Below are 16,785 nucleotides of genomic sequence, written 5' to 3' on the forward strand. Positions count from 1 at the left end.
GATGTCCAGACCAACCCGGTTGGTGATAGAACCCAATGCATTACACCATAATTTAGCGCGGATAAGACGCTTGGCTCCTGGCAAGAAAATAATTGCTATGGTTAAAGCCAATGCCTATGGCTGTGGTGTACATGTTGTCGCACCAATATTGGAAGGACACGTCGATGCTTTTGGTGTCGCGTGTATTGAAGAAGCTCTGGTTCTTCGCAAAATAGGAATTCGAACTCATTGCATTCTTTTTCAAGGTGTATTTAGTCCTGATGAGTTTAAGGTGGTGGCTCAGCATCAATTTGGTTGTGTTATTCATCAACCGCACCAAGTACAATGGCTATTAAATACCCCTTTAGATAGACCCATTAAACTTTGGGTTAAAGTGAATACGGGTATGCATCGCTTAGGTTTTAAAACGCATGAGCTGCAAGGAGTCATGGATGCATTACAATCATGTCCGTGGGTGGATAAAGAGATTGGCTTGATGACTCATTTAGCTTGCGCTGATGAGCCAGAGCGCATTGAAAATTCCCAACAAATTGCTTTATTTGAAAGTATTTCAGTCGCTGGATTTAGTCAACGCAGTATCGCCAATTCGGCCGCTATTATTTCGTTTCCACAGACTCACGCCGATGTTGTCAGGCCTGGTATTATGCTTTATGGTGTATCTCCTTTCACTAATCAGACCGCGATTGATTTGGGTTTGCTCCCCGTAATGCGTTTTGTTTCAGCAATTAGTGCTGTTTATCATAATCCTCCTTTAGCCCAAGTTGGGTATGGTGGGATTTGGAAAAGCGAAAAGCCTTCGATTATTGGTATTGTTGCTGCTGGTTATGGTGATGGTTATCCACGGCATATAGCGGCAAACACACCCGTTTGGGTCCAAGGCAAAGAAGTGCCTATAGTAGGACGAGTCTCAATGGATATGCTTGCTGTGGATTTAACCGATCATTCAGAAGTAAAACCTGGGGCACCTGTTGAGCTTTGGGGGACGCATATTTTGGTTGAGCGAGTCGCAAAAGCTGCAGGTACTTCGGGATATGAGTTATTGTGTCAAATCTCTGAGCGAGTTCGCCACGATTAATAATAATGTAGCCTGAGTGCAATCCGAAGGACCGTAACCCGGTCTCCACCGCGGTTCACCCAGACCCATTTAGCTATGGATAATAACTGAACGTGATGATAGAATTACAACCGATTTTTATAACCTTTAAATTGGGTGATATGTTATGAAAAAAATAGCTGTTGCATCTTTGTCTTTATTATTAGTTGGTTGTGCATCAATGAATCATCAAGATGTCGGTACTATCTCAGGTGGAGTTATTGGCGGGTTAATTGGAAGTCAATTTGGAGGTGGCCCAGCAGCTAGATTGGCAGCAACAGCAGGTGGAGCTATTGCTGGTGCTTATTTGGGTGGTCAAATTGGTAAATATATGGATAAAGTGGATAGAATGGAAATGCAACGCGCCTTAGAAACTGCACCCACCGGCAGATCAGTGCATTGGTCAAATCCAGACACTGGAAATAGCTATACAGTACAACCCACTCGTACTTATTATCGTGAGCATTTGCCTTGCCGTGAATATCTAACTAAGGCAATTATTGATGGAAAACCACAAACATTACGTGGTAGTGCATGTCGTCAGCCAGATGGCACATGGCATGTTGTAAACTAAATTATTATATCTAGCCTGGGGGAAGCGCAGCGGAACCCGGGTTTTTTGCCTTACTTTTTTGCACCGCTTCTATCGGTTTACGGGTCGCATCTTTGCTCAGGCTAGACTATCTAGCGTTATTTAACTTCTTCATGCTTTTTCTTGTCGCAGCACACACATTTGCAGCAACAAAATACATTGTACAACCAGGCGATGATAAAACCTGTGATGAATGCGTCAATAAAACCTATAACACCGCCTAGTAAACTTCCTTGGATTGAAGGCGCATATCCAGGATATAAAGTCCCTAATGCAATTACAAAACCATGACCATAGGTATAATAGTAAGCCAGTAATCCCATGACTAGAATAGATACACCCCAGAGAACTCCAAATGCAAGACCTAGAGCTACAGGGCTTAATTTGCAACCGTTCATGCTCGTCTCTCCTTATAGTGCCATTTTAATTGCAGCCTGGGTTCACTACGCCTCACCCAGGTTATGAAAACAATGAAACTACAATAAATTCAATTGCTTTTCTCAAAGTATAGACCACTTTAGCTCAAGCTAGTGTAATGAAACAGAGCCTAATTGATTAACAATTTTTCAGAAATTGAAAAGTATAAATTTTCTAATTGATGCAGCTCATTTAAGGAGACACATTCATTCACTTGATGAATCGTGGCATTAACAGGGCCAAGTTCTACTACTTCAACGCCATAGGGTGCGATAAAGCGGCCATCAGATGTTCCGCCACTGGTAGAAAGCTCAGGTGTATTTCCAGTTAGCTCGATGATTGCTTGCTTACAACTTTCTAATAAAGCGCCCTGAGCTGTCAAGAAGGGCTCTCCACTTAGACGCCATTCAATGACAGGATTGAGATCATGTTCCTGAAAAGCAGCAAGAACTTTTTCTTTTAATGCGCCGTGTGTTTGTTCTGTTGAGTACCTAAAATTGAGATGTAAAACCAGATCTCCAGGAATAATATTTGCTGCATGCCCTCCTGATTGAAGGTGAGTAATTTGCATGGATGTTGGTGGGAAATGATTATTACCCTGATCCCAAAGTGTAGTGGTCAGTTTCGCTAATGTGGGGCTAATTTTATGGATTGGATTGTCAGCCAAATGCGGGTAAGCAACATGACCTTGTTTTCCATGTAACCTAATTTTGGCGCTTAATGAACCGCGTCGACCAATTTTAATCACATCACCTACTTTTTGACTACTTGAAGGTTCACCAACAATGCAATAATCAATTTGAATGCCTTGATTTTGCAAGAGCTGCATGACATAAGGGGTGCCCATATCATAATCATCACCTTCCTCACCACTAGTAATTAGAAAACCTAATCTTCCTTGAAATTTGGGATAGGTTTTAATAAATCGTTTCGCCATCAGCAACATGCAAGCCAGGCTTCCTTTCATGTCGGCAACACCACGTCCGTAGAGCATTCCGTTTTTATTCTGTGTCACAAACGGATCAGACAACCATTTTGTGATATCACCAACAGGAACGACATCCGTATGGCCCGCAAATACTAGGAAAGGTCCAGATTCTCCATAAGATGCAAAAAAGTTGGATACAGAATCTTTATTCATCCGTTGACAAGTAAATCCCGCTTGCTCCAAAAATTGGATCATAAATTCTTGGCAACCTGCATCCTCGGGGCTAATCGAGGGAAAGCTAACGAGCTTCGCCACGATTTCTTCTAAACCTTCTACCATTTTTTTCGGCTCAATCATATGCTAGTTAGCTCTCAATAGTTCATTAATGCTTACTTTCGCTCTGGTCTTTTCATCCACTTGTTTCACAATGACCGCGCAATACAAACTATAACTTTTGTCTTCACTAGGCAAACTACCAGCTACTACCACAGATCCTTCCGGGATACGACCATACGTAATTTGCCCAGTGAGACGATTGTATATTTTGGTACTTTGTCCTAAATAAACGCCCATAGATAAGACAGAATTTCGCTCCACGATGACCCCTTCAACTACTTCTGAGCGGGCACCGATAAAACAATTGTCTTCGATAATTGTCGGATTAGCTTGCAAAGGCTCTAGCACGCCACCTATGCCTACTCCGCCCGAAAGATGCACGTTTTTACCGATTTGGGCACAGGAACCTACTGTAGCCCAGGTATCTACCATGACTCCTTCATCAATATATGCACCCACATTGACGTAAGAGGGCATTAAAACACAGTTTTTTGCAATGTATGCTCCTTTGCGAACCATGGCATGCGGTACCACGCGTACCCCCGTTTGTTTAAATTGTTCTTCAGTATAGTTATTGTATTTAAGCGGTACTTTGTCATAAAACTGACAAAAACCTGAATCTATTACTTGATTGGGGTAAAGTCTAAAAGATAAAAGAACAGCCTTTTTTATCCATTGATGTACAACCCATTCATTATTTATTTTTTCAGCAACTCGATATTGACCGCTGTCCAAACAAGAAAGCACTTCATTTACTGCTGTGATGAGTTCCGGAGGAGCTGTATCAATTGATAACGTTTGGCGTTGTTCAAAACCTTGCTCTATTATAGTTTGTAAAGTCTGCATTTATTTTTCCTATATTAACTTTTGCACTCAGGATACCAATCAAAATTTAATATGCCAGTGCATATTCCAAATCAGCTTGTAAATCTTCCACATGTTCTATGCCCACTGAGAGCCGAATAAATCCATCTTCGATTCCTAACACTTTACGTTTTTCTGGGGGGATAGATGCATGTGTCATAATTGCTGGATGCTCGATTAAGCTTTCTACACCGCCAAGACTTTCGGCCAGAGTAAATAATTCACAGCGAGCAAGAAAGCGTTTGGCGGCATCAATGCCACCATCAATTACTATGGATATCATGCCGCCAAACCCATGCATTTGTTCTTTAGCTAACAGATGTTGAGGATGGCTTGCAAGGCCTGGATAAATGACTTTTTTAACTCTGGACTGATTACTCAGCCAATTTGCTAAATGATGGGCATTTTCGCAATGTCGTTCCATACGTAATGACAGGGTTTTTAAACTTCTTAAAACCAGAAAACTGTCAAATGGACCTGCAATTCCGCCACAGGAATTATGGAGAAAAGCGATTTTGTCCGCTAAATCTGGATTGTCACCAACAACCACGGCGCCACTGACTACGTCTGAATGACCATTGAGGTATTTAGTTGCCGAATGCAATACAATGTCAAATCCTAATTCAATGGGCCTCTGAATCCAAGGAGTTGCAAAAGTATTGTCGGCAACCGCGATGAGATTATGGCGTTTGGCTATGGTTGCTATTTCCCGCAAATTGGCCAGTTTTAGCATGGGATTTGAAGGTGTTTCTACCCAAAGCATGCGTGTTTTTGGTGTAATCGCAGCTTCTATATTGCGTGCATCAGTCATGTCTACAAAAGAAAAGGATAATCCGGATGTACGGGTTTTGACTTTGTCAAATAATCGAAAAGTACCTCCATAAAGATCATCCATGGCAACAACATGATCTCCGGCATTCAATAAATCAACAACCGTATTAATTGCAGCCATTCCAGAAGCGAAAGCAAAACCCCGCTCCCCAGACTCTAAACTGGCAATACATCCTTCATAGGCCCCCCGAGTGGGGTTATGCGTGCGGGAATATTCGTAGCCAAGATGTTCGCCCGGGGCAATTTGTTTGTAGGTTGATGTTGCATATATAGGCGTCATGACTGCTCCAGTACTTGGGCAAGGTTTCTGACCTGCATGAATGGCTCGAGTTTCAAAGTGATTCTTTTTCATTGGACTATCCTTAGGGCTGTAAATTTTTTTATATCGATACCTTCTTCATTAGACCTCTGTTCAAACTTGACAGAGGAGAATGTTTCGTCGATGCAGTGCTCGAATTCTCATGTACTGGTACGTACATCCCGATTCTTCCCTCTGCGTCTCCTAATACTTCACTCTTCACAGCGAATTTGGAAAAAGGGTTATTTATGGGCGGACGATCTTTTCAGAGCGGTTTATGTAGGATATTCTAGTGGGGGTTCTATATATAGGCAAGTTCTACTTCTCCAAAGCACTGCAAGGAGTCTAGGTCTAGGCAAGTTTATACTTCAGGGGCGTTTTGACAATGAAATTTGATATTCAAGCTTTATTTTCAGCAAAATACGCACAATGGATTATTATCGCCTTAATTTCGCTTCTTTCCATACTGATTATTACTGAGTACGCTACCTTGCTATTTTCCCCTGTACCGATCCAGGCAGAGCCTGAAACCACAAATGAGATGCCTGTGATATCAAAGCAAAATTCTTTTGATGCTATTTTACATTCTTCTTTATTTGGTGTTTATGTTTCTGATAATTTATCCACTATTAAGAAATCAATGCTGAATGTTACTTTAGTAGGCATTTTATTTGCCAATCAGATAAATGATTCTCAAGTAATCATTCGTTCTGCTGATGGGGAAGAAAATACGTATAAATTGGGTGATACCATTCCTGGCGGTGCAGTGATTAAGCGCATTATGGCGTCTGGAATTTTGGTCGAACGCAATGGTACTTTAGAGAGTTTAAGTTTACCTAAAAATGAATTAATCTTTGAACCAGTAGCAAAGCCTTTGGAAGGGGAATAAAAATTTATGAGACGTTTATTTAACCTATTACTCGTTGTAATTTTTATTTCTATTCTTGCCGGGTGTACTATGACTAATGCGATCAATTTACGAGAAGGAATTGAAAATTTCAGACTTGAAGAGTATCGCAAGGCGTTTATTCGCTTAAAACCATTAGCTCAAAAAGGTCAGCCTGATGCACAGTATGCTGTAGGTTATATGTACTACTATGGTAAAGGAGTGGTAGAAGACCGAAAGAAAGCCTGGTTTTGGATCAATGCCGCTGCCAATCTAGGACAACCTGATGCAAAAGAAGCAATTCGAATACTCGCTAGTGGAGGTTCGTTAAGTTAAAAAAGCTAGCCCGGATTTCGCTGAGCTGCACCCAGGCCAAGTATTTAAAAATACATAGTTCTAGGTCCACATATATAGTCATTTGACTGTTTAGACGATTGAGAAGAATAATTTGAGCTAGATAAATCGAAAAATAGTAATCCATTTTTATTTCTGGAATATTCGTCATCTAACTGTAATTGTGGAGCCATGGAAGCGGATGAGTTCCCTTGCTGGTACTTCTTTTGAATGGATTGAATGAAATCTTGAGGATGTATTGGTTTACAGGTGATAATAATTTTGTTTTGTAACTTCAATAAATAACTATCTACCTTTGCAATATATTGACGGTCTTTTAATAAGGAGCACTGTTCACGTAAGCACTTTATCGAAGCAAAAAGCACAATTAAGTTTTTATACATGATGGGTGAATCAACAGAAATGCGGTCAATTATATTATTGAGCAGGGCGAGTGAAATAATTTGCTCGTCGAATGATAAGGAATCGGATTTTCGAGCATTCTGAATGAGGATTTCTAACAATTCGTCATTTGTATAAAAATTTGATAAATATAATTGTGATATTTGGATTAAGGTATCAATGGTATCTGAAGCATCAGCACTAATTCGGGTTTGCATTATTTCTTCAGAGTTTATGAAATCACTTATTACGGATTGGGTTGTGCAAAAATGTCCGAAACTATCTCTTGATTCAATGTGTTCTTGAGCTGATTCTTCAAGTGACTTGGATTTTTGGGGAGCAAAATTTACAAAATATAGCTCATCGGGGTTGGAGAGCATATCTGGATTTTTGATTACTTCGGTATCTATTAATTGAGCTTGTGCGAGCATATTTCTTAAAAGCGCACCATTAGCAAAATGCTGGTGTTTTACTTCTTCTAAAGTTTGGCTGCAATTCATACTTATATAAGCACCTATGCGCAGATCGACGTGATGATTAAAATCATTCTGGGCATTTTTCTGTAATTCTATAAGTAGTTCCTCTGCATAGCTTTCTTTTGAGCATAGTCCATATACTTTTCCACATTGAGCCTGGTCTGTATGAAAGAGACCAAATTTTTGGAGGCTTTCATGGATGATTATTGATAGTTTTCCTTCTATAACAAGAGATTGAAGAGCGGGGTCTAAATGCAAATTTTTATGCAATGCAGTAGTTGCATCAATAATAACTGTGATGGGTTTTTCACGTTTTCTATCAATAAATTCGTGTTTTATTAATTGATTAATATCAATGCCTGGAATAATGCCCTCTTCGTTGACAATCGGACCCGCGGAGATTATGAACACATCTGCATCAGAAGATTTGGTATCTTTCGTAATCAGTTCAAATTCATAATATCCGGTTCCGTATACTTTAATTGTCGGTAATTTATTGTCTTTAGTTTTCATTTTCTGGGCCAAATGCATGGCAATGACATATGCATTGGTTCCGGACATTGCAAGTGAAGCAAAAAAAGTTGTCTTTGCTAATTGTTCTTTTTCTAGTCCTAATGTATTGAGTAATACATTTTTTGATTCGTGTATGAATCTGGAATAATCATTTTCTAAACATCTCATGTCCTTTTGTTGTAATAAACCCAGACTGATTTCATGAATGATTGTATAAAGTAAGAAAGCAAATTTTGGATAGTTATTTTCATAAAAAAGACAGGTCATATTGAGTATAAGTGCAATACGTTGAATCGCATTTTCATTTAATTCAGGGAGATTGATTAATAATTGTTTTAGTCCTTTGGCCAATTTGTTGGTTGTATGTTGTGAACTATTAGCAATTAAATCAAGTTTATTACATGATTTACTTTTTAATAATGCTTCTTTCGTTGTAACCAGATTGAGTGCCGGGTTGATTTTCTCTGGCTTTATAAGAGGATAGGGAAGTTTTTTCATATTGATTGCAATTTCCCAAGGACTTGCTACTAAGCCACAAATACTGAGAATCCCCTTTATTTCATGGGAATTAGGATTGTCATTGGGTACAGCAACCAACGCAATAGAATGCATTGCATCTTTAATAATTTGAGGTTGTGGTTCTTCTTGGGGAAAATAACGTCTGGCAATGTCTTCAACAGGAGCATTGCCAAGCAAGGTTACAGGTATATAGTCATTTGCTTCACGTGATGTTTTACTAATATTGAATGAGGCAATTAAATTGTCCAATAAGACTCCAGATAAATCATCGTCTCGATGATATCTTGCTTCGGAGTAAATATAAGGATTATTTATTCGATGTACTGAATCAGATCTCATTTCGGCTATATGACTTCCAAATAGGATATGGGCGGGGATGCGTTGTTTTTCCTCTTCATTCATCATGGATAAATAAAAATTATAAGGATTCTCCCCTATTTTTTGTTTCATTTTATAGCTGCGATATGCATGCTGAATTATTCTTGCTGCTCGATTTTGTTTGAATTTTTGCTGTTCTATAGTAAGTGGGTCTTCGCTCTGTTTAGCAACTGTTTTCTTTTGGGGTGAAGAATTTTTTAATGAAACTCCATTTTTTTGAATATACAGGACCAAATTATTTAAAACAGCACTAGATTGAATAAATTCTTTCATTAAAAAAAGTCATCCAACAAAAAAATGACTTCGTTATACCATAAAGATCATTAAATGGGCATATTGTAATGAAAATATAATATTTTACTGGTGGGCTGAGCTAACCCTAATGAGTTTATTTCTTCTTTTGCAAACCACTTTCCTTGCTTTTCAGATAGGATCTTACCTAAGACTTTAGTTTTTATGCTGAATGCATTGATTTCCAAATGAAAATGGCTGAAACGGTGTTTAAAAGCAATCAGCTTCCGGGGTGTTTCTCCAGATAAATCATAGTTCAAACGAATAAAATCAAGGGGAGAATCTCCTTCATCTAAATTGGGCAAACACCATAATCCTCCCCACAATCCGACAGGAGGTCTTCTTTCTAAATAGATATGGCCTTGTTCATTGTATAAGACAAGTAATTGTTGGTATTGGGTGGGTAATGGTTTTTTTATTTTTTTTGTTGGGTATAGATGTTGTTCCTTATGTTTAAATGCCAGACAGCTATTCTGTAAAGGGCAATTTAGGCAGTTTGGATTTTTAGGGGTACAACACATTGCACCTAAATCCATAATCGCTTGAGTGTAATCAGCACATTGCTCTTGAGGCATACACAAGTTAGCCAGCTCCCATAAAGTTTTTTTTATTTGTGCTTGTTCAGGATAACCCTTAATGCCGAAAAAGCGCGTCAGTACTCGTTTTACATTTCCATCAAGAATAGCAACAGGTTGATTAAAGGCTTGTGACACAATGGCTGCTGCAGTTGAGGGACCAATCCCTGGTAATTCTTTTAATAACTGATAATTATCAGGTAAAACACCGCCATGGTTTTGCATCACGCTTTTTGCTGTTTGATGAAGGTTTCTAGCGCGGCTGTAATAACCAAGTCCTGACCATAAAGAGAGTACTTCATCTTCACTTGCTTGAGCCAAATCTCTAATATTAGGAAATCGTTGCATAAAACGTTCGAAGTAAGGGATAACAGTTTGAACTTGTGTTTGCTGGAGCATAATTTCGGAAATCCATACCCTGTATGGTGTACGAGGCAATTGCCATGGCAGGTTTTTACGTCCATAAAGAGCAAACCAGTTCAGTAATGGTTTACTAAATTGTTCATATAAATTTTGTTTATCCACGTTTGTTGTACTTTAAGGTTTTATGGTGAGGTACTGTAAAAAAAGAAGGAGTTAAGGTCAATATTAAGAAAAAATTAAAGGTGACTCGCTAAGTGCCGATATATGGTCTATCGTTTTAAATAGGGTGCCTGTTGTATTCAGGATGAGTTAAATCAAGCTGAATCATTTTGCTAAAGATTGTAGCGACGGCTTATTATATTGAAGCAGTGGGTTTTTAAGATTTTTTCGTAAAACACTAAATGTTTAAAAACAAAAAGATCTTAAGTGAATGCGCAGGTTCAATGGATTAAGCGTGTGCTGTGAATCTGTTGGTGAGAGATTTAGGTACAAATCAAGGAGAGATTATGCGCCATAGCCAACATGAAATAGTAATATTAAAACCTACGGCTGTTTTTTTATCATTTCTTGCCTCACAACTACCCGATACAAAATTACCTGATCTTAGATTATTGCAAATTGATAATACTGCTTATGTATTGCAAAAACAAAATTCAGATGATGCAACCCTGGATGAAATAGAACAACATTTTTCAAAAATGTTTCGCCATGAAATTTGTCGTTGGTTAGGTGATAAAGCACGTAATGAAATAGAAACCAATTTTCTTGATTTTCTTTGTTGTTTTAAATTTGAATTACACAACCATATCGTGTTGATGGAGCCCTCAATAGAAACAAGTCATCAATTATTGCTCATTAGGCCTCGTGTTGCTTTACTCGATTGGATTAAAGAATCCCTAGAGGGTCAAGACGATTTGTCTGATGTTATTGAAAAAGTAGAATTATCGCATTTGGAAGAAAATGCTACTGCTTTGGTGAGGAACTTCTCCAATCTGACAGAAATAAAACCTTTTATTAAAGACAACTATATTCCAATTTTTTCGGCGGCGATGAGCCGTATGTCGAGTATACCTGCTCAATGGCCATCGATTGATTCATATCAAACTTTTAGCCAGTATTTTGCTATTGAAATTCATACTCAATTAATTCATTTGTCTCATTCTAGGAGTTGATTATGGAGCCAGTCAGTATAGCGCTTATTTGTGCTGCAGTATTGGGAACAGTTGTTGTTTTGGCCGCATTCATTAGACAAATTTTGTTGAGCAGAGATAAGCAATTAAATGATACGGCACAAAGTAGGGCTTTATCTCAGGAAGTTAAAGAATTGGAAAAAATGCGTACCCAAATGCAAAGTGAGAAACGGTTTGATTCTCATTACCAAGTTCTAGGTACGAATAAAGATGCAATTAGGTATATAGATACTAAAATAGAGGAGATTTTAAGCAAAAAAAAGGAATTGGTTGAGCGTTATGCCAAAGCTATTATAAAAGAGTCGGGCTCAATAGTGTGTGGGGAGATTTCATCTGAGCGCAAAACTGCATGCGATCGCTTAAGAGAGGAAATTGATCGTGAGATCGCATTTTATGATACTGAACTCAAGCAATTACAAGAAAGAAGAGGTACCCTATGGGATGCGCATACTGATTTTCAAAAGTTTCTTTTGAATCAAGAAAAAGCTCGAAATGACAGTTTGGATAATGTGTATAAACAGCATTCAGCGCTATTGGAAAAAGTATATCTGCGTCATATCGATAATACAGAAACTATAGCTGTCAAAACCATGGAAGCCTCATCTATGACTTTTAAAGATATGCTGATGATACCAATACAATTTTTGATGCAATACTTTGGAGTAAGTCCCGGAATTTCTTTGATTCAAACGCGAGTAGAGCATGTGGCACGTACTGAGGTAGATAAAATACAACAAGAAATAAATAATCCATCACCTAAGGAACAAGAAAATCAGGTAATTAAAGATGCCAAGGCACCTACAACCCACCTGGATGAACGGCACGATGGCAATGAAGAAAAAGAGAAAGGAGAGGAGAGAAATCAGTCCATGATATTTGCTTGAAAATTATTCTCATAATTCATTTAGTGACATTTATGGTTGTTTATATTACAATTCATTTTGCATTTTTTGCAGGAATGCAAGATTTTAAGCTAATTGATGGAGATATATTGATGGCAAAACATCGTTATTTATGGTTTATGACATTCATGTTATGTTCAATTCTGGCTTTGCCAGGACATAGTACAAGTGTAAACTCTCTTCTTCCTGATGAACAAAATACAGTGCAAGTATTTCATGACGCCGCACCTAAGGTAGTTTATGTTCACAGGCTAGCAACAATCACAAACAGATCGTTACAGAAAAAACAAGTGTCAGATGGCGCAGGCTCTGGAATTGTCTGGAATAACAGTGGGTATATAGTCACTAATTATCATGTCATCAAAGGGGCTGATAAGTTGGCTATTACTTTAGGTAATTTGACAGTACCGGCTAAGGTTGTTGGTGCAGAACCACGTAAAGACATCGCTGTATTAAAGATTGAATCGCCGCAAGCTTTGGCTCTACTTAAAGAATTTAAACCGTTTGAAGTGGTACATCTGCATGAGCTCATGGTGGGGCAAAAGGCTATTGCGATCGGTAATCCTTTTGGTCTGGATCATAGCTTGTCTAAGGGGGTGATTTCTGCCCTGGGTAGAAAGGTTCCTGGAATTGGCGGAGTTACAATTCGCAATATGATTCAAACAGATACACCAATTAATCCCGGTAACTCAGGTGGTCCGTTATTGAATAGTGCTGGGCAGTTAATTGGTATGAACACGATGATTTATTCTAATTCTGGTTCGTCTGCCGGAATTGGTTTTGCTGTCCCTGCTGATGATATTGATCGCATCGTGTCGCAAATTATTAAAAATGGTCGAGTTGTATTATCTGGTATAGGTATTCAAAGTGTGCCTCCTAATGTTGCTCGTCAATTAGGTATACGTAAAGGGATATTAATTGCGGATGTGCTACACAATACACCCGCGGATAAAGCTCATTTGCGAGGTACTCACAGAGATGCTTGGGGACGTATCGAGTTAGGTGATATTATTGTTGCACTTAACGGGCATGCTGTTCCTAACTACGATGTCTTATATAACATGCTTACCGAAATAAAAGTAGGCGAGCAAATAACTGTATCCATTCAGCGTGGTAATAAGCAGATGGATGTAAAAATGAGAACAATTGATATAGCAGGAATTTAGGTTTTTACTCGGTTTTTTCTGCTAATACGTACCGCCTGGATTGCAGTTTCAAATCCAGGCTGTATGCTGTTATAAGTCTTTAAATTGATTCGCCAAGGAGAATAAGGATGTTACTTAATAAAGAGGATTCACTTTTATTATTGGTTGATGTGCAAGAAAAATTAACACCAGCCGTATTAAATAGTGAAGCATTTATTGCGCGCTGTGAATGGCTTTTAAAATTGGCCAGACAAATCGGCGTACCGGTTCTGGTTAGCGAACAATATCCGCAAGGTCTCGGTTCAACTCTAAAGCAATTTCAATCGTATTTTGATCAACAACACTGTATTGATAAAGTAAGTTTTTCGTGCATGGCTGAGCCTAAATATGTGGAGCGATTAAAACAGCTTCATAAGAAGCAATTAATCCTTATTGGCATTGAAGCACATGTTTGTGTTTTGCAGACAGCATTGGAAATGAGAGAAGCAGGATTTGATGTTTTTGTTGTTGTCGATGCAGTAAGTTGTCGTGGTGAGCAAAATATGAAATATGGACTGAAGCGAATGAAAAATGAAGGGATTCATTTGGTTACTTCTGAAATGGTTTTTTTTGAATGGTTAAGAAAAGCTGGGACTTCTGAATTCAAACAATTGAGTAAAGAGTTTTTTTAGGACCTGTTTACATCGCTACTAACTTGACTATTTTGGCTCAAGCTTGCGAAATATAACAGACGCCAGTTCATTGCAGCCTGGGCGTAGCGTAGCGGAACCCGGTTAAAAATTATGGAGAATAATAGTGAATTTTACGAATCAAATCGCATTGATAACAGGCGGTGCTTCAGGTATGGGAAAAGAAAGTGTTCATTACCTGAGAAAGCGTGGAATGCGAGTTGTGGCATGGGATAAGCAAATAGACGACCAGAGCGAAGCTGATTTATTTATCAGTTGTGACGTAACCAGTGATGAATCGGTCGAAAAGGCAATGCAACAGACTATAGAGCAATTGGGAGTCCCGAGAGTTTGTGTTAATTGTGCAGGAATTGCTCCAGCAAAGCGTATTGTTGGAAAAGAGGGCGCGATGCCTTTAGCCGCCTTTAAACAGGTTATTGATGTCAATTTAATTGGTACTTTTAATGTAATGAGGGTTGCAGCACACGCAATGAGCGGTTTGGAGTTGGAAAGTAATTCACAGGAGAGGGGGGTTATCATAAACACGGCTTCAATTGCGGCTTTTGAAGGGCAAATTGGCCAGGCCGCATACAGTGCCTCCAAGGGCGGAGTCGTTGCGATGACTCTTCCTGCTGCACGCGAGTTAGCTCAGCTTGCCATTCGCGTGAATACCATAGCCCCCGGTCTAATCGCTACACCAATGCTGTTGAATATGCCACAAGAGGTACAAGACAATTTGATAGCAACTATGACTTTTCCCAAGCGATTTGGAAAGCCTGAGGAATTTGCTTCATTAGTAGCGCATATCATTGAAAATGGGATGATAAATGGTGAGGTGATTCGCTTGGATGGGGCTCTTCGTATGCGATAATGCTACGATTTTTAATCTAGTTCGTGAGCCTGGGTGACGCAAAGCGAAACCCAGAAATTCCAAACTTGTCCTATTTAATTTAAATTTTAAAAAAACTTTTGATATGAAGTTTTATCTAAACTTCCTTTCGAAGCCAGAGAGGGTGCTGCGGAATTAATTGCTTCTTTAAATAGGGTTAAATTCCTTTTTTTCGACATATTTTCTAAATCATCTACTTGAGTGGGGATTAGTTCAGCATCCTCATAATCCTCTTCAGATAGCTCATCTACGTAATGGGGGTTAATCTCATTCGTATCCACCAAAACAACCTGTTTTGGTGGAGTACCCAAAGAGCCATGTTCCCAGCCCATTACAATCTTTTGTTTTCCTGCTTCGACCAATCCATCTTTTTCACCTAAATCAACCCAACGATGTCCTGAGCTGTCAATAACCAAATAGGCTTTATAAGCGGCTATCTCAGTATAAATACCTTCATGAGCTAATTTTAATTGGAGTTCCTCTATGAATGCTTTCGTCTCTCCAAGATAGCATGCAATGAACGTAATTCGTTTCACTGCTTTTAAGGAACAATCTTCTACCAAGCGTTCTACCAGCATATCTACGTCACAACTGGAAAATTTTTGTTTTCCTGGAGCACTGTGACCAATCAAGCATAAACGAGATTGAGAAGTTAATTGACTCAGATCAGGATAACTTTCAAGTAGAGATGAGTAAAATAATCGATTTTCTTCTTTAAAAAGAACTCCTAACAAATTTTTAGAGTTCTCCTTTATTACGTTCTCTGTGGTTGACTTATCAGAGAAAAATTCAACTACAACAGTTCTGTCGTAATTTCTCGTAAAAAATTTCATATGAATAAAAAATAAAAATTGTATCCTATTATACATTTTTTTGATTTCTGAGCAAAAATAACTCTATTTATATTTGGTTTTGCTTATTGGCAAGTAGGCGGTAGGTGAATTGTCAACACACCTTAGATTTGTTGATGTATCTTCTGGGTTCAGCTTTGCTTTCACCCAGAATGTAGTGCTTTGTATTTTTAAGCTTCTTGATGATGTGAATTATCTTTTGTTGATTCTATGTTCCCATGGGACGTATAAACACTGATCGCATTTGTTTGATTTCCTGACAGTGTATTGACAATTTCTTGACGGATATAAAGATTATTGGCTATTACTTGTCCATTTACTGCGTTTAATTCGCGACAGCGTGAGAGAAGTTCAGCAAGCTTAATATTAAGTTGATTGATCTGATTTACCTCTTCAATACTACAATCCTTAAGAAATTCTGTTAAAACCTGATTCATAGTTTGATTGGGATCGGTATGATTAATAATTTGCATCCGTTGTTTGGCGCTTTCTTCTAATTTATTCGATAATTCCTGTTTCTTATTCGCAAACTCTTCAAGTCTGTTAAATTCTCGAGACATCAATATTTCTTTTTCTTCAACTAACAAAGAATTGAGCGTTTCTATCCAATTAATTTCTTGTGCCAAACAGCTACTCAATACTTTCTCTTTATTATCCATATAATTGCCCTTAGAAATTAAGCTGGTTCTACATTTAACATTTTCATGGCAATTTTGTCACTATCAATCTGATAATTTCCCAGCGCTATTTCTGTTTTGAAATATAAAACTCGAGCCTCATTGATTTCAGATGTTTCCTTAAGGGAGTTTTTTATTGCCTCTAATTGCTTGGAGGTGTCACTGATGCTGACAAGTGAAGAGGGATCTTCAATCAAACTTTTGATTTTTTCTTGATGTGTTGTTTTTAAACGATTGTCTGCATCTAAAGTTTTTACAGGAACTGCATCGCTGATTTGATTAAACATAATTTATCCTCAATCACGTTTGACTTCTAAATTTATCGGCCGCATTTTAAAAATCTTTAGTAAATTTTAATTAGTTATTGA

The 16,785-nt window shown here is 38.3% G+C and carries 18 protein-coding genes; 9 read left to right on the plus strand and 9 right to left on the minus strand.

Translation table 11 applies throughout. From position 1 onward, the window contains the following. The first annotated feature begins 1 nt into the window (after window position 1). Together alr and ELY20_RS00870 are read left to right on the plus strand one after the other, a co-directional pair. Window positions 2-1,075, plus strand: a complete 1,074-nt coding sequence (gene alr, locus ELY20_RS00865; protein ID WP_110141252.1) for an alanine racemase — start codon at window positions 2-4, stop codon at window positions 1,073-1,075. Between the two features lie 145 nt (window positions 1,076-1,220). Further along, window positions 1,221-1,667 (plus strand): RT0821/Lpp0805 family surface protein, encoded by a 447-nt coding sequence (locus ELY20_RS00870; protein WP_110141253.1) that lies wholly within the window; start codon window positions 1,221-1,223, stop codon window positions 1,665-1,667. Window positions 1,668-1,783: 116 nt separating this feature from the next. Here ELY20_RS00870 and ELY20_RS00875 read toward each other — a convergent pair whose 3' ends face one another. From ELY20_RS00875 to ELY20_RS00890, 4 genes are all read right to left on the minus strand, one after another. Next, the gene (locus ELY20_RS00875; protein WP_110141254.1) at window positions 1,784-2,083 is read right to left on the minus strand and encodes a bacteriophage holin; all 300 of its coding nucleotides are present in this window, start codon (window positions 2,081-2,083) and stop codon (window positions 1,784-1,786) included. 149 nt (window positions 2,084-2,232) lie between these two features. After that, window positions 2,233-3,369 (minus strand): succinyl-diaminopimelate desuccinylase, encoded by a 1,137-nt coding sequence (gene dapE, locus ELY20_RS00880; protein ID WP_165831560.1) that lies wholly within the window; start codon window positions 3,367-3,369, stop codon window positions 2,233-2,235. A 21-nt stretch (window positions 3,370-3,390) separates the two neighbouring features. After that, window positions 3,391-4,212, minus strand: coding sequence for a 2,3,4,5-tetrahydropyridine-2,6-dicarboxylate N-succinyltransferase (dapD, locus tag ELY20_RS00885; RefSeq protein WP_110141256.1), 822 nt, complete (start codon window positions 4,210-4,212; stop codon window positions 3,391-3,393). Window positions 4,213-4,258: 46 nt separating this feature from the next. Further along, window positions 4,259-5,413, minus strand: coding sequence for a trans-sulfuration enzyme family protein (locus ELY20_RS00890; RefSeq protein ID WP_110141257.1), 1,155 nt, complete (start codon window positions 5,411-5,413; stop codon window positions 4,259-4,261). 331 nt (window positions 5,414-5,744) lie between these two features. On the opposite strand from ELY20_RS00890, the gene ELY20_RS00895 reads away from it, so the two are divergent. Continuing rightward, complete coding sequence (locus ELY20_RS00895; protein WP_110141259.1) at window positions 5,745-6,248, plus strand: type II secretion system protein N; 504 nt, start codon at window positions 5,745-5,747, stop codon at window positions 6,246-6,248. A gap of 6 nt (window positions 6,249-6,254) precedes the next feature. Then, entirely contained in the window at window positions 6,255-6,581 is a 327-nt protein-coding gene (locus tag ELY20_RS00900) for a tetratricopeptide repeat protein (RefSeq protein ID WP_110141260.1), read from the plus strand. Between the two features lie 44 nt (window positions 6,582-6,625). Here the strand turns inward: ELY20_RS00900 and ELY20_RS00905 are convergent, their stop codons facing one another. Then, the gene (locus tag ELY20_RS00905) at window positions 6,626-9,139 is read right to left on the minus strand and encodes a hypothetical protein (RefSeq protein ID WP_110141261.1); all 2,514 of its coding nucleotides are present in this window, start codon (window positions 9,137-9,139) and stop codon (window positions 6,626-6,628) included. A 50-nt stretch (window positions 9,140-9,189) separates the two neighbouring features. Beyond that, window positions 9,190-10,257 (minus strand): A/G-specific adenine glycosylase, encoded by a 1,068-nt coding sequence (mutY, locus tag ELY20_RS00910; RefSeq protein WP_110141262.1) that lies wholly within the window; start codon window positions 10,255-10,257, stop codon window positions 9,190-9,192. 344 nt (window positions 10,258-10,601) lie between these two features. Between mutY and ELY20_RS00915 the strand changes: the two genes are divergently transcribed. From ELY20_RS00915 to ELY20_RS00935, 5 genes are all read left to right on the plus strand, one after another. Continuing rightward, on the plus strand, window positions 10,602-11,267 hold the full coding sequence (locus ELY20_RS00915; protein WP_110141263.1) for a hypothetical protein: 666 nt from the start codon (window positions 10,602-10,604) through the stop codon (window positions 11,265-11,267). Window positions 11,268-11,269: 2 nt separating this feature from the next. Then, on the plus strand, window positions 11,270-12,169 hold the full coding sequence (locus tag ELY20_RS00920; protein WP_110141264.1) for a hypothetical protein: 900 nt from the start codon (window positions 11,270-11,272) through the stop codon (window positions 12,167-12,169). 110 nt (window positions 12,170-12,279) lie between these two features. Then, window positions 12,280-13,353 (plus strand): S1C family serine protease, encoded by a 1,074-nt coding sequence (locus tag ELY20_RS00925; protein ID WP_110141349.1) that lies wholly within the window; start codon window positions 12,280-12,282, stop codon window positions 13,351-13,353. A 107-nt stretch (window positions 13,354-13,460) separates the two neighbouring features. Then, window positions 13,461-14,003, plus strand: coding sequence for an isochorismatase family protein (locus ELY20_RS00930; protein WP_110141265.1), 543 nt, complete (start codon window positions 13,461-13,463; stop codon window positions 14,001-14,003). 124 nt (window positions 14,004-14,127) lie between these two features. After that, window positions 14,128-14,871, plus strand: a complete 744-nt coding sequence (locus ELY20_RS00935; protein ID WP_110141266.1) for an SDR family NAD(P)-dependent oxidoreductase — start codon at window positions 14,128-14,130, stop codon at window positions 14,869-14,871. 86 nt (window positions 14,872-14,957) lie between these two features. Here ELY20_RS00935 and ELY20_RS00940 read toward each other — a convergent pair whose 3' ends face one another. The 3 genes from ELY20_RS00940 to flgM form a co-directional block, all read right to left on the minus strand. After that, window positions 14,958-15,623, minus strand: coding sequence for a C80 family cysteine peptidase (locus tag ELY20_RS00940; protein WP_233590460.1), 666 nt, complete (start codon window positions 15,621-15,623; stop codon window positions 14,958-14,960). A 287-nt stretch (window positions 15,624-15,910) separates the two neighbouring features. Then, window positions 15,911-16,399 (minus strand): flagella synthesis protein FlgN, encoded by a 489-nt coding sequence (locus ELY20_RS00945; protein WP_110141268.1) that lies wholly within the window; start codon window positions 16,397-16,399, stop codon window positions 15,911-15,913. 17 nt (window positions 16,400-16,416) lie between these two features. Further along, window positions 16,417-16,704 (minus strand): flagellar biosynthesis anti-sigma factor FlgM, encoded by a 288-nt coding sequence (gene flgM / locus ELY20_RS00950; RefSeq protein ID WP_110141269.1) that lies wholly within the window; start codon window positions 16,702-16,704, stop codon window positions 16,417-16,419. Window positions 16,705-16,785: the final 81 nt, after the last annotated feature.

Source organism: Legionella qingyii (assembly GCF_003990155.1).
Classification (GTDB): Bacteria; Pseudomonadota; Gammaproteobacteria; order Legionellales; family Legionellaceae; genus Legionella; species Legionella qingyii.

Excerpts from the sequence above, each read along its gene's own strand:
- alr (WP_110141252.1), top strand. The coding sequence starts at position 2 with ATGTCCAGACCAACCCGGTTGGTGATAGAACCCAATGCATTACACCAT.
- ELY20_RS00870 (WP_110141253.1), top strand. The coding sequence starts at position 1,221 with ATGAAAAAAATAGCTGTTGCATCTTTGTCTTTATTATTAGTTGGTTGT.
- ELY20_RS00875 (WP_110141254.1), bottom strand. The coding sequence starts at position 2,083 with ATGAACGGTTGCAAATTAAGCCCTGTAGCTCTAGGTCTTGCATTTGGA.
- dapE (WP_165831560.1), bottom strand. The coding sequence starts at position 3,369 with ATGGTAGAAGGTTTAGAAGAAATCGTGGCGAAGCTCGTTAGCTTTCCC.
- dapD (WP_110141256.1), bottom strand. The coding sequence starts at position 4,212 with ATGCAGACTTTACAAACTATAATAGAGCAAGGTTTTGAACAACGCCAA.
- ELY20_RS00890 (WP_110141257.1), bottom strand. The coding sequence starts at position 5,413 with ATGAAAAAGAATCACTTTGAAACTCGAGCCATTCATGCAGGTCAGAAA.
- ELY20_RS00895 (WP_110141259.1), top strand. The coding sequence starts at position 5,745 with ATGAAATTTGATATTCAAGCTTTATTTTCAGCAAAATACGCACAATGG.
- ELY20_RS00900 (WP_110141260.1), top strand. The coding sequence starts at position 6,255 with ATGAGACGTTTATTTAACCTATTACTCGTTGTAATTTTTATTTCTATT.
- ELY20_RS00905 (WP_110141261.1), bottom strand. The coding sequence starts at position 9,139 with ATGAAAGAATTTATTCAATCTAGTGCTGTTTTAAATAATTTGGTCCTG.
- ELY20_RS00915 (WP_110141263.1), top strand. The coding sequence starts at position 10,602 with ATGCGCCATAGCCAACATGAAATAGTAATATTAAAACCTACGGCTGTT.
- ELY20_RS00920 (WP_110141264.1), top strand. The coding sequence starts at position 11,270 with ATGGAGCCAGTCAGTATAGCGCTTATTTGTGCTGCAGTATTGGGAACA.
- ELY20_RS00925 (WP_110141349.1), top strand. The coding sequence starts at position 12,280 with ATGGCAAAACATCGTTATTTATGGTTTATGACATTCATGTTATGTTCA.
- ELY20_RS00930 (WP_110141265.1), top strand. The coding sequence starts at position 13,461 with ATGTTACTTAATAAAGAGGATTCACTTTTATTATTGGTTGATGTGCAA.
- ELY20_RS00945 (WP_110141268.1), bottom strand. The coding sequence starts at position 16,399 with ATGGATAATAAAGAGAAAGTATTGAGTAGCTGTTTGGCACAAGAAATT.
- flgM (WP_110141269.1), bottom strand. The coding sequence starts at position 16,704 with ATGTTTAATCAAATCAGCGATGCAGTTCCTGTAAAAACTTTAGATGCA.